Annotated in this window: 10 protein-coding genes; 5 read left to right on the plus strand and 5 right to left on the minus strand. The window is 75.0% G+C overall.

Annotation, left to right across the window (positions count from 1 at the left end):
- Positions 1-30: 30 nt before the first annotated feature.
- Entirely contained in the window at positions 31-660 is a 630-nt protein-coding gene (locus BIV57_RS22385; RefSeq protein ID WP_245797853.1) for a TetR/AcrR family transcriptional regulator, read from the minus strand.
- A gap of 152 nt (positions 661-812) precedes the next feature.
- Here BIV57_RS22385 and BIV57_RS22390 point away from each other — a divergent pair, with 152 nt between their 5' ends.
- Both BIV57_RS22390 and BIV57_RS22395 read left to right on the plus strand, forming a co-directional pair.
- Positions 813-1,988, plus strand: coding sequence for an FAD-dependent oxidoreductase (locus tag BIV57_RS22390; RefSeq protein WP_071658687.1), 1,176 nt, complete (start codon positions 813-815; stop codon positions 1,986-1,988).
- 80 nt (positions 1,989-2,068) lie between these two features.
- The gene (locus tag BIV57_RS22395; protein WP_071658688.1) at positions 2,069-3,313 is read left to right on the plus strand and encodes an MFS transporter; all 1,245 of its coding nucleotides are present in this window, start codon (positions 2,069-2,071) and stop codon (positions 3,311-3,313) included.
- 89 nt (positions 3,314-3,402) lie between these two features.
- Here BIV57_RS22395 and BIV57_RS22400 read toward each other — a convergent pair whose 3' ends face one another.
- The 3 genes from BIV57_RS22400 to BIV57_RS22410 all read right to left on the minus strand — a co-directional run bounded on the left by BIV57_RS22400 (position 3,403) and on the right by BIV57_RS22410 (position 6,100).
- Positions 3,403-4,416, minus strand: coding sequence for a hemolysin family protein (locus BIV57_RS22400; RefSeq protein ID WP_071658689.1), 1,014 nt, complete (start codon positions 4,414-4,416; stop codon positions 3,403-3,405).
- Complete coding sequence (locus BIV57_RS22405; protein WP_071658717.1) at positions 4,413-5,759, minus strand: hemolysin family protein; 1,347 nt, start codon at positions 5,757-5,759, stop codon at positions 4,413-4,415. The genes BIV57_RS22400 and BIV57_RS22405 overlap by 4 nt, the downstream gene beginning before the upstream one ends.
- Before the next feature lie 110 nt (positions 5,760-5,869).
- A complete protein-coding gene (locus BIV57_RS22410) occupies positions 5,870-6,100 on the minus strand; it encodes a hypothetical protein (protein WP_071658690.1) in 231 nt (76 codons plus the stop codon).
- A gap of 255 nt (positions 6,101-6,355) precedes the next feature.
- Here BIV57_RS22410 and BIV57_RS22415 point away from each other — a divergent pair, with 255 nt between their 5' ends.
- Positions 6,356-7,765 (plus strand): sugar porter family MFS transporter, encoded by a 1,410-nt coding sequence (locus BIV57_RS22415; protein ID WP_079170600.1) that lies wholly within the window; start codon positions 6,356-6,358, stop codon positions 7,763-7,765.
- Entirely contained in the window at positions 7,762-9,840 is a 2,079-nt protein-coding gene (locus tag BIV57_RS22420) for an FUSC family protein (protein WP_079170601.1), read from the plus strand. Before BIV57_RS22415 ends, BIV57_RS22420 begins: the two co-directional genes overlap by 4 nt.
- Before the next feature lie 36 nt (positions 9,841-9,876).
- On the opposite strand, the gene BIV57_RS22425 is transcribed toward BIV57_RS22420, so the two are convergent.
- Positions 9,877-10,398 carry a hypothetical protein gene (locus tag BIV57_RS22425; protein WP_071658691.1) on the minus strand — a complete coding sequence of 174 codons (522 nt, stop codon included), beginning with the start codon at positions 10,396-10,398 and terminating at the stop codon, positions 9,877-9,879.
- A 284-nt stretch (positions 10,399-10,682) separates the two neighbouring features.
- On the opposite strand from BIV57_RS22425, the gene BIV57_RS22430 reads away from it, so the two are divergent.
- Positions 10,683-11,885, plus strand: coding sequence for a hypothetical protein (locus BIV57_RS22430; RefSeq protein WP_071658692.1), 1,203 nt, complete (start codon positions 10,683-10,685; stop codon positions 11,883-11,885).

Consider the following 11,885-nt stretch of genomic DNA (forward strand, 5'->3'; position numbering starts at 1 on the left):
ACCTCCCGGGGGGAGCAGGGGGACGGTCGATCATACGCCTGCGCTGGGCGTTTCGAGCATCGGTCCGATCAGCTCCCGCAGATCGGCCTCGATCTCCGCCCGGGCGGGCGGCTCGGCGGCCCCGGTGCCGGCCGAGCAGTAGAACTGCAGCCCCTCCAGCCACATGACGAGGGATCGGGCGTGCCGCTCGGGGGCGGCGGAGCCGAGGTCGGCGAGGACCGCGCGCAGCGGGTCGCGCAGCGAGTGGCCCAGCCGGTCGTAGGCGGCGCGCAGTTCGGGGCGGCGGGCGGCCTCCAGGGCGAGCTCCATCCGGGCCCGGGTGCGCGCGGCCCGCCGGGTGACGAGGTGGTGGCCGATCGCCGCGAGGGCGGCGGCGAGGCCCTCGGGCGTGCCGGGCAGCGGGATGTCCGCGGGGTCGGCGCCGCCCGGCGCGCCCGGAGCACCCGGGGCGCCGAACTCGGCGGACTCCAGCTCCACGACGCGGTGCAGCGCGAGGTCGAGGAGCGCGGCGCGGGTGCGGGCGACGTTGGAGGTGGCGCCCGCGGGCAGCCCGGCCTCGGCGTCGACGGCCCGGTGGGTGAGCCCGCGCAGGCCCTCCCGCGCGAGCAGCGCGAGCGCACCGTCGGCGACGGACTCGCGCCGCGAGGAAGGGGAGGTCACACGGGGGATTCTAACCGACCCGACTACGGGTGTAGTGTGGGCCGGGCAGCCGAAACTACACCTGTAGTCCATCAGGGGTGCGGGCCTCCGGCTGATGTGCGGCTCCGCCGCGTGGGCGCGAGCGACCGGAGATCAACCGCGAGGAGGACGCCATGCGCAATGCACTGATCGTCGGCGGAGGCATAGGCGGCCTCACCGCCGCCGCCGCCCTGGCCCAGTCCGGCTGGCGCGTCGCCGTCGCGGAACGCGCCCCCTCCCTGGAGCCCGTCGGCGCCGCCATCGGCATCGCCCCCAACGCCCTGCGCGCCCTCGACGTGCTCGGCCTCGGCGACGCCGTCCGCGACCTCGCCGCGCTGCGCGACGTCCCGGAGGCCGGCATGCGCCGCCCCGACGGCGCCTGGCTGGCCCGCACCGACGGCGCCGCCATGCTCAAGCGGTTCGGCGACCCCGTCGCCGTGCTGCCCCGCGCCGACCTGGTGCGGATCCTCACCGACGCCCTGGACGCCGCCGGGGTCACCGTCCGCACTGGCACCGCCGTCACCGCGCTCGCCGATCCCGGCGGGCCGGACGCCCCCGCCGCCGTCACCACCGAGGACGGCGCGCGGCTCGACGCCGAACTGCTGGTCGCCGCCGACGGCGTGCACTCCCGGCTGCGCGCCGCGCTCTGGCCCGACCACCCCGGACCGGCCCCGGTCGGCACCGTCGCCTGGCGCGCCCTGCTGCCCGCGCCCGCCGCCGGGACCTCCTACGGCGAGACCTGGGGCCCGCGCCGGCTCTTCGGGATCGTGCCGCTCGCCGACGGGCGGGTCTACGTCTACGCCACCGCCGACGCCGCCGAGGAGCACCTCGGCCCGGCGAAGCTCTTCGCCGGCTGGCACGCTCCCGTCCCCGAGCTGGCCGAGGCGCTGGAGACCGGGCTCGACGAGAGCAGCGGACGCACCCTCCGGAACGAGATCCTGGAGGCCGGCACCCCGCTGCCCGCCCTGCACCGCGGACGGACCGCCGTCCTCGGCGACGCCGCCCACGCCATGCGCCCCAACATGGGCCAGGGCGGCTGCATGGCCATCGAGGACGCGCTGGTGCTGGCGCACGAGGTCGGGGGCGACACGGCCGCCGATCCCGAGGCCGTCCCCGCCGCGCTCGCCGGCTACACCGCCGCGCGGCTGCCCCGCACCACCCGGGTCGTCCGCTCCTCGCGCCGCGCCGCGGCCCTCTCCGCGCACCCGTTGGGCGGGCTGCTGGCCGCGGCGGGCGCGCGCCTCGCCCCGTCCGCCGCCTACCGGCAGATGGACGCGGTCCTCAAGTGGCAGCCCCCGCAGGCGGGTTGACGCGAACCCTGACGCGAACCCGATCAACGGGTTGGACCGATCGGCGGCCGGGCGGGGAGAGTGGGCCGCTGGAGGTATTCATGTCAGACGTCGCGTCGACCCGCCGGACCCGCGGCCGGGCCGCGGACCCCGGGTCCCGCTCCCCCGGACGGGGCCTGCTGCCGCTGATGGCGGTGGCGGCCGGCCTCTCCGTGGCCGGCAACTACTTCGCCCAGCCGCTGCTCGACGTCATCGCCCGCCAGGTGCATCTGGCGCCCTCGCTGGGCGGGCTGGTGGTGACGGTGGCCCAGGTCGGCTACGGCGCCGGGCTGCTGCTCCTCGTCCCGCTCGGCGACCTGCTCGACCGGCGCCGGCTGGCGGTGCTGCTCACCGCGCTCACCGCGGCGTTCCTGCTGGTGACGGCGACCGCGACGAACGCGGCCGTGCTGCTGGCCGGCACCGCGCTCACCGGGCTGACGTCGGTGGCGGCCCAGGTGATCGTGCCCTTCGCGGCATCGCTGGCGGAGCCGGAGCGGCGCGGCCGGGCGGTGGGCACGGTGATGACCGGCCTGCTGCTCGGCATCCTGCTCGCGCGCACCGCGTCCGGGCTGCTCGCCGGGGCGGGCGGCTGGCGGACGGTCTTCTTCGTCAACGCGGGGCTGATGGCGGTGATGGCGGTGGCGCTGCACCGCCGGCTGCCGTCCGCGCCGCCGGAGACGGCGGGCGGCGAACGTCCGGGCTACCCGCGGCTGCTGGGGTCCTCGCTGGCGCTGCTGGCCCGCGAGCCGGCGCTGCGCTGGCGCGGGGCGATGGGGGCGCTCGCCTTCGGGGTGTTCAGCGTGCTGTGGACGGCGCTGGCCTTCCTGATGTCGGGGCCGCCCTACCACTGGTCGACGTCGGCGATCGGCCTGCTGGGGCTGGTCGGCGCGGCGGGCTCGCTGTCGGCGTCGGTGACCGGGCGGCTCGGCGACCGCGGGCTGGTGCACCGGGTGAGCGGGATCTCGGCGGCGCTGCTGCTGGTCTCCTGGGCGGTGCTGGCGGCCGGCGGCAGCGGCGGGGCATGGGGGCTGGTGGCGCTGCTCGCCGGGATGCTGGTGCTGGACGCGGCGTCGCAGGGCGTGCACATCTCCAACCAGAACATCGTCTACGCGCTGCGGCCGGAGATCCGCAACCGGCTCAACTCGGTCTACATGACGCTCTACTTCATCGGCGGCGCGGCGGGCTCGGCGGGCGCCTCCGCGCTGTGGGGGCTCGCCGGATGGACGGGCGTCTGCGCGCTGGGCGGGGCGATGTCCGCGGCGCTGGTCGCGGTGTGGACCCTCGACCGGATCCTGGCCCACCGCTGAGTGCGCGCCGGCCGCCCGCGGCGCTGTCACCCCGCCACCCCGGGTGGGGTGCCGGGGCCCTGGGGCGGCGACACCGCGCCGGCGGCGGGTCAACCGAGGAGCTGGCCGACCAGGTCCGTCTGGCTCACCATGCCGACGACCGCACCCCCGTCGTCCGTCACCAGCCCGATGTGGCTGCGGGCCTTCTGCAACCGCTCCACCGCGTCCGGCACGAGAACCGACCCCGGCATCCGCGGCACCTCACGAGCCACCTCCGCGGCGGTCACCTCGTCGGCCGCCCCCAGCACATCCCGGACGTGCAGAACCCCGAGCACCTCCCCGTCCTCCCCCCGCACCGGCAGCCGCAGGAACCCCGTGGTGCGCGCCGCCGCGACGATCCGCTCGGGGCCGGCGTGCGCCGGCACGCTCGCGGCCCGGTCCAGATCGACCATCACCCCGCGGACCGGCATCTCCTGCACCCGCAGCGCCCGGGTCAGCAGCTGGTGCTCGCCCGGGTCCAGCATCCCCATCCGGCCGGACTCGCCGACCAGCATCGCCAGCTGACCCGGCGTCCGGGTCGTGCTCAACTCGTCGCGGGCGTTGATCCCCAGCCGGTGCAGAACCCAGACGGTGAACCCGTTGAGCGCCGCCAGCACCGGCCGCGTCACCAGGGTGAAGACCCGGAACGGCGCCGCGATGGACAGCGCCGCCCGCTCCGGGTGGGTGAGCGCCCACGACTTCGGAGCCATCTCCCCCACCACCATGTGCAGGAAGGTCACCACGGCCAGGGCGACCACGAAGGACACCCCGTACTGCGCCCAGCCCGGCAGCCCGACCGCCCCCAGCACCGGCTTCACCAGATGGGCGAGGGCCGGCTCGACCACCTGCAGCAGGCCCAGCGTGCAGATGGTGATGCCGAGCTGCGCGCCCGCCAGCATCAGCGACAGCTGCCGCGAGTTGCGCACCGCGAGCCGCGCCGCCCAGCGCACCATCGGGCCGGCGTCCTCCGCGTCCTCCTCCAGCCGGTAGCGGCGAGCGGACAGGACGGCGAACTCGGCGGCCACGAAGAAGCCGTTGACCAGCAGCAGGGCGATGCCGATCAGCAGCGCGGCGATGTCGTTCACGACGCCTCCCCGCCGACCGCGCCGCCGTCCTGCTGCCGGACCGTCAGCCGCACCTCGGCCGGCACCCGCCGCTCGATCCCCTCCACCGCGAGGCGGACGTGCAGCGGGGGCGGCGGCTCGCCCTCCAGCGGCGCGGGCGGCACCAGCACCAGCTCGACCGCGTCGCCGATCTGCGGCAGCCGGCCCAGGCGGGTCATCACCAGGCCGCCGAGCGTCTCGTACTCGCCCTCGGGCAGCTCAAGGCCGCAGATGCGCTCCACCTCGTCCAGGCGCAGCGCGCCGTCCAGCAGCCAGGAGCCGTCGGCGGCCCGGACGGACTGCTCCTCCGGCTCGTCCGACTCGTCCTCGATCTCGCCGACCAGCTCCTCGGCGATGTCCTCGACGGTGACGACGCCGTCCAGCCCGCCGAACTCGTCGATGACGCAGGCCATCTCGGCGTCCTCGGCGCGCATCCGGCCCAGCAGCACCGGGACGGGGAGCGTGTCGGGCACCAGCAGGGCGGGGCGGGCCAGGGCGCCGGCGGTGGCGGTGTCGAAGTCCAGGTCGGGGTCGGCGATCAGTTCACGGACCGAGAGCAGGCCGACGACGTCGTCCACACCGCCGACCGCGAAGACCGGGCAGCGGGTGACGCCCGCCTCCTGGAGGGTGCGCAGCGCCTGACGGGCCGTCGCGTCGGCGCGCACGGCGGTGACCCGGGCGCGCGGCACCATCACGTCGTCGGCGATCCGCTCGTCGAAGTCCATCGCCCGCTCCAGCAGGCCGGCGAGCCGGGGCGGCAGGTCGCCGGACTCCTCGGACTCGTCGATGATCCGCTCCAGCTCCTCCGGCCCGGCGCCCTCGTGGAGCTCCTCGACGGGCTCGACGCCGACCAGCCGCAGCAGCCGGCTCGCCGACCGGTCGAAGAGGCGGATGACGGGACCGGCGATGCGCAGATACAGCAGCGTCGACCCGGCCAGCGCCTTGGCGACCGGCTCGGGGCGGGCGATGCCGTAGTTCTTCGGCAGCAGCTCGCCGAGGACCATCTGGACGACGGTGGCCAGCACCAGACCGACCGTCACCGAGACGCCGGTGGACGCCGAGTCGGGGATGCCGAGCGCGGGCAGCACCGGCCGGACCAGCGCGGCGACGGCCGGCTCGGCGAGGAAGCCGACGATCAGGCCGGTGACGGTGATGCCGAGCTGGGCGCCGGAGAGCATGAAGGAGACCCGGCCGGTGACGGCGAGCGCGCGGGCGGCGCGGCGGTCGCCGGCCCTCGCCTGCCGCCGCAGCTCGCCGCGGTCGACGGCGACGAAGGAGAACTCCTGCGCGACGAAATAGCCGGTCAACGCGGTGAGGACGAACATCGCCAAGAGGCCGAGAACGGTCTCTGTCACAGCTGGTGCTCCGGTTGTGGATCATTACGCCCGGACAGGGGCGCGGGGCTCTGCCAAGGTGCGGCTCCGCCGCGTCACCGCTACTTCAGCGCCGCGTCCCCGTTCTCGCGGACGAAGTCGTCCAGCGCCGCCAGCGCCGCCTCCGTCTTCTCCGGCGCCCCGCCGGCCCGCTGCTCGGCGAAGTACGCCGCGCCGAGGCGGCGCAGCAGCTCCTGGCCGGCGCGCTGGGTCTGGATCTCCTCGACCTTCTCGCGGCCGGCCGCGACGCCCTGCTGCGCCTTCGCCTTGGCCCTGTCCATGAAGCTGCTCATGCCTGACTGCCTTTCGCTACGAGCCCGCCGTCGAATCACGGCCTGTTACCAGCGATGACGGTCGGCCTGACGCAATTGTTCCCGGACGGGCCGGCGCCGGCACGGACGCTGCTCCGTACGGCCCACGCCGGGGCCGCCGCGTACCCCGATTGAACGACCAGCGGCCGCATTCTCCGCGGTTTCTGACGAAGAATGAGCCAATAGGTGGCTTAGGTCCTGTTTTATGCCGCCCGCGCATCCCCGACTCGAGGAGTCCTGTTGTCCACCACCGAGGACGCATTCGCCGAACCGACCGGCCACGAGAACATCGGCAGAATCACCTTCATCGCCGCGTCGGCGGCGATGGGCGGGTTCCTGTTCGGCTACGACAGCTCGGTCATCAACGGCGCGGTCACCGGCATCCAGAAGCACTTCGCCGTGGGGACGGCCGCGACCAGCCTCACCGTCTCCGCCGCGCTGCTCGGCTCGGCCGTCGGCGCGGCGATCGCCGGCGCGCTCGCCGACCGGATCGGCCGCAAGAAGGTCATGTACATCGCCGCGGTGCTCTTCGCGATCAGCGCGGTCGGCTCGGCGCTGCCCTTCGCGATCTGGGACCTGGCGATCTGGCGCGTCGTCGGCGGCATCGCGATCGGCATCGCCTCGATGATCAGCCCGGCGTACATCGCCGAGGTGGCGCCGGCCGCCTACCGAGGGCGGCTGGCCTCCTTCCAGCAGGCCGCGATCGTGCTGGGCATCTTCGTCTCCCAGCTGGTCAACTACTTCATCGCGCAGGGCGCGGGCGGGAAGTCGGAGGGCGACCTCGGCCCGCTGCAGGCCTGGCAGTGGATGCTGGGCGTGATGGTGCTGCCGGCCGTCGTCTACTTCGTCCTGGCGGTGGGCATCCCGGAGTCGCCGCGCTGGCTGGTCAAGCACGGGCGGGACGAGCAGGCCCGGCACATCCTGGAGCAGCTGGAGGGGCCGGGCGCGGACGCGCATCTGCGGGAGATCGAGCACGCGCTGTCGACCAGCACCAAGGTGCGGGCGAAGGACCTGATGGGCCGGTTCGGGTTCCTGCCGATCGTCTGGATCGGTATCGCGCTGTCGATGCTCCAGCAGTTCGTCGGCATCAACGTGATCTTCTACTACTCGTCGCTGCTGTGGCAGTCGGTGGGCATCAACCAGTCGGACTCGCTGCTGATCTCCCTCTCCACCTCGTTCGTCAACATCATCGGTACGGTCATCGCGATGCTGCTGGTGGACAGGGTGGGACGGAAGCCGCTGGCGATCGCGGGCTCCATCGGCATGGCGATCTCGCTGGGGATCATCGCCTGGTCGTTCTCGTACTCCACCGGCACCGGCACCAACGTCCACATCCCGGATCTGCAGGGCACCATGGCGCTGGTCTTCGCCCACGTCTACACGCTGTGCTTCGCGTTCTCGTGGGGTGTCGTGGTCTGGGTGCTGCTGGGCGAGATGTTCCCGGTCCGGATCCGCACCGGCGCCATGGCGATCGCCACGGCCGCGCAGTGGATCGCCAACTGGATCGTCACGGTAACCTTTCCCACGATGCGTGACTGGAACCTGTCCGCGACCTACGTGATCTACGCGTGCATGGCCGTCCTCTCGCTTATCTTCGGCGCCAAGTTCCTGAAGGAGACCAAGGGGAAGACCCTTGAATCGATGTGAGCGGTAGTCAGGACCCCCGCCCCAGCCCGGACGACGCCGGGGCCACCGCGACGCCCCGCCGCCTCGCCGACCTCGCTCCGCCCGCATGGCTGATGGAGCTGGTCCGCTCCAAGGACGCGGGCATCCCGTGGCTGCTGATGGCCCGCGCGGCGCTGGCGCTGCCCGCCGGGCTGGCGGTGGGGATCCTGACCGGCCACCCGGCGCAGGGCTCGGCGGCGACGCTGGGCGCGATGGCCGCCACCATGGCCGACCGGACGGGGCCGCTGCGCACCCGGCTGGCCCGGATGCTCTTCGGGTTCCTGGGCGGGGCGATCGGCATGACGGTGGGCCACGCGATGGGCCCGGTCACGCCGTGGTCGATCGTCGTCTTCGGCGTGCTGGCGGTGGTCGGCGCGCTGGCCAGCTCGGTGAACGCGCTGGGCTCGCTCTTCGGCCTGCAGCTGATCGTCCAGACGGCGATCGCCTCGGGCCGGCCGCTGCCGCTGCCCACCTGGGAGGTGCCGGCCTGGGCGGCGGCGGGCGCGGCCTGGGCGATCGTCCTCGGGCTGGTGACGATCGTGCTGCAGGGGGTGCGCACCCCGCAGCGGGAGGCCGTCGCGAACGTCTACGAGCAGGTCGCGGACCTGCTGGGCTCGGTCGGCTCGGGCGACCGGTCGATACTGGTGGAGGAGCGGCAGCGGCTCACCGACACCCTCAACACGGCCTACGACACCCTGATCGGGGCGCGGCAGCGCACCGCCGGCCGCAGCCGCGAGGGCCATCAGCTGGTGGGCCTGCTGAACGCGACGGGCCCGCTGCTGGACGCGGTGGTGGCCGTGGTGCACACCGAGCGCCCCGCCCCGGAGGGCTACCAGCAGTGCACCCGGCTGATCGCGGAGGCGATCCGGGCGGACGGCCGCGCGCCGCGGCTGCCGGAGAAGGAGGCGTCCGGGTCGGACGAGGAGTGGCCGCAGGAGGACCGGCTGACGGTGCGGCAGCTGCGCTCGGCGCTCGGCGCGGTGCTGGACCAGCTGGGCTCGGACGACCCGGAGACCCGGGCGGGCTCGCCGGCGCGGGCCCCGTTCAGCCTGCGCGACCGGGTCACCTCCACCGTCGACCAGGTGCTGACGGGCCCGCAGACCTGGCTGTACGTGCTGCGGCTGACGCTGTGCATCACGGTGGCGGAGACGCTGCGCACCGTCACCCACCTGGAGCGCTCGTACTGGATGCTGCTGACCGTGGCGATCGTGATGAAGCCGGACTTCGGCTCGGTCTTCGTCAGGGCGGTGCAGCGCGGGCTGGGCACCGTGGTCGGGGTGCTGATCGGCGGCGGGATCCTGGCGGCGCATCCGCCGGAGGGCGCGATCGTGGGGCTGATGGCGCTCTTCGCGGCGCTCTTCCCGGCGGCGCAGGTGCGCAACTACGGGATGTTCACCACGCTGCTGACGCCGTTCGCGCTGCTGCTGGTGGACTCGGCGGCGCCGGCCGGCGCGGACATCGTCGAGGCGCGGCTGCTGGACACCCTGCTGGGCTGCGGCATCTGCCTGATCCTGGGGTATCTGGCCTGGCCGGAGACGTGGCGCCCGCTGGTGGGGCGTCAGCTGGCGCAGGCGATGGACTCGGTGGCGGCGTATCTGCGGGTGGCGCTGGATCCCGAGGCGCCGCGGCAGCGGATCGGCCAGGCGCGGCGCCGGGCGTACCGGCGGCTGTCGGACGTCCGGACGGCGCTGCAGCGGACGGTGGCCGAGCCGCCGGCGCTGGCGCGGGCGACGACGGCGTGGTGGCCGCTGCTGTCCCAGCTGGAGCGGTTGACGGACGCGATCGCGTACACGGTCTCGCAGGTGCGCGGGCTGAAGGAGGTGCCGGACCCGGGCGAGGTGCGGCGGCTGGCGGACGCGGCGGACGACCTGGCGGAGGCGCTGCACGAGCACCGTCCGCCGCGGGCGAGCATGCTGCCGGCGGACACCGGCCAGCTGCGGATCATCGGCCGCGCGGTGCCGCCCGGCCCGGACCCCCGCGAGGACCCGCTGGAGCCGGTCGCCCGGGAGCTGCGCACCGCCCGCCGCCTCGCCTCCGGCCCCGCCCGCCGCGACTGACCCGGACCCCGGACAGGACCCAGGTCCGGACCGGACCTAGCGGCACCCCATCCACGCGGTCGCGAGACCCGCGGGCACCACCGCCGCGCAGCCGCCGCGGGACGGGAACCCGTCCGACCCGAGGTAGGCCCACCCGCTCCCGGGCGTGTACCGCAGGTACTTCCGCACGGAGCCCTCGTCCTGCATCGCCACCTCCTCGGTCTCCGTCGCCCCCGGTGCGAGCCGGAACCGCGCCGAGGCGTAGTCGACGTCCCCGCAGCGCCCGTAGTAGAAGGTGTCGGCCACCGGCGCGATGTCCGTCAGCCGCGGCCTCTGCGACTTCCCGTACGCGACCGTGACCTGCTTCTTCACCGCGCTCGAGACCGTGAGGTCGATGCAGTCGCGGCCCCCGCCGCGCGTCCGCGCCTCGGCGCGCGTCACGGCGTGCGAGGCCGACGCGGACGGTGCCGCCGCGGACGAGCCGTGCGTCCCCGCCCCCGAGGAGCCGCCGCAGCCGGCCAGCACGGCGACCGCCGCCACGGCGCCAACGGCCGCCGCCGCGGCTCGGAATGCGGTCATGGCTCTCCTCGTCACACACGGCTCGTTCGGCGCAGGAACATCCCGGATCATTCCGGAAACCCCGTCCGCTGAGGAGGTCTTGGGCCGGAAATCACAACAAACGGACACCTTACGCGCGCCTGCACCGGTTTTCGACCGCCCCCGACGCACCCCGCTTCGGATCACTGTCCAAGAGCTTTCGTTCCGATCGAGAAACAGTCCGATTTCGCCTCTACCGCCGTTCGGTTCCGTGCATCAGGCTGACCCGCAATCCGCCCGCCACGGACCGTCAGGAACGCCGCCCCATGGCCGAATCCGCCGAACCCGCCGCATCGGACCCCACGCTCGCCGCCGCCGTCGCGGCCCTGCTCGGCGACGGCCCGCGGGCCGCCGCCGAAGCCGCTCGCGTCGCCGCTGACATCGGCTCCGCCGCCCGCGCGCTGGCCCGCGTCCTCACCTCCGCCCTCGGCTACCCGCCCGGGTACGCGGCCCTGACCGCCCGGCAGATCGCGCCCAAGCCCGTGCTGTACTCCGCGCTGGTCTCCACCCGGCTGCACCCGGGGCGGCGGGCGCCCACCGGACTCGCCGCGCTCGCCCCCGAGTTCACCGCGTTCCTCTTCGACCAGACCATCGACGACTACAACGCCGGGCACCCGGACGCCGACTGCGGCAGCGCGGTCCACCGCGAGACCGCCCGCGCGGCCGCCGTCCTCCCCCGCGTCCGGCCCGACTGGTACCACGGGCGGCTCGCCGAGCTCCTCGACCACGCGCCGGGCCGCACCCCGGCGCACCTGGCGCCCTATCTGCTGCTCGCCGCCGGCCTGCGGCAGCGCCTCGCCGCCGGCGTGCCCCGCGCCGACCTCGCCGACCTGCTGCACAGCTGCGCCGACGTGCTGGCCCGCGAGCACCTCGGCGCCCTGGCGCACGCCCGCCCGGACGCGTCCGTCGCCCGCCACCCGGACCTCGTCGACCTGGCGCTCGGCGTCCACCGCCTCCCGGCGGCGGACGGCGCCGCCGCGGCCGGCTGCGCCCGCGTGGAGTCGCCGGGGCTGGTCATGGTGACGGTCAGCCAGTACCTGCGGCTGCGCGGCCCGGACCACCGCGGCCCCCGCGCGCTCCTCGCCGACGAGCCGGACCTGGCGCCGGCGCTGCGCACCCTCGCCGCGGTGGTCTCCCTCTGGGACGACATCGGCGACCTCGACGACGACCGCCGCACCGACGCCCCCAACGTCCTGCTCGGCCCGCCGGCGATGCGCGAGGCCTTCCTCGCCCGCGGCGGCATCCCGGACGGCGGCCCGGTCGCCGCCGCCGTCCGCGCGGGCCGCGGCACCCCCCGCCTCACCGCGGACGCCGCCGCCCTCTCCGGGGCCGTCCTCGCCGGCCTCGACTCCCCCGGCGCCCCGCCCGACCGCGCCCTCTTCCTCCGCATCCTGCGCACCGTCACCCACGGCGCCCACATCAACGCCACCTTCAACGACCGCGCGGCGGGCCGGATGACGCCCGGCTGA

Source organism: Mangrovactinospora gilvigrisea (genome assembly GCF_001879105.1).
Taxonomy (GTDB): domain Bacteria; phylum Actinomycetota; class Actinomycetes; order Streptomycetales; family Streptomycetaceae; genus Mangrovactinospora; species Mangrovactinospora gilvigrisea.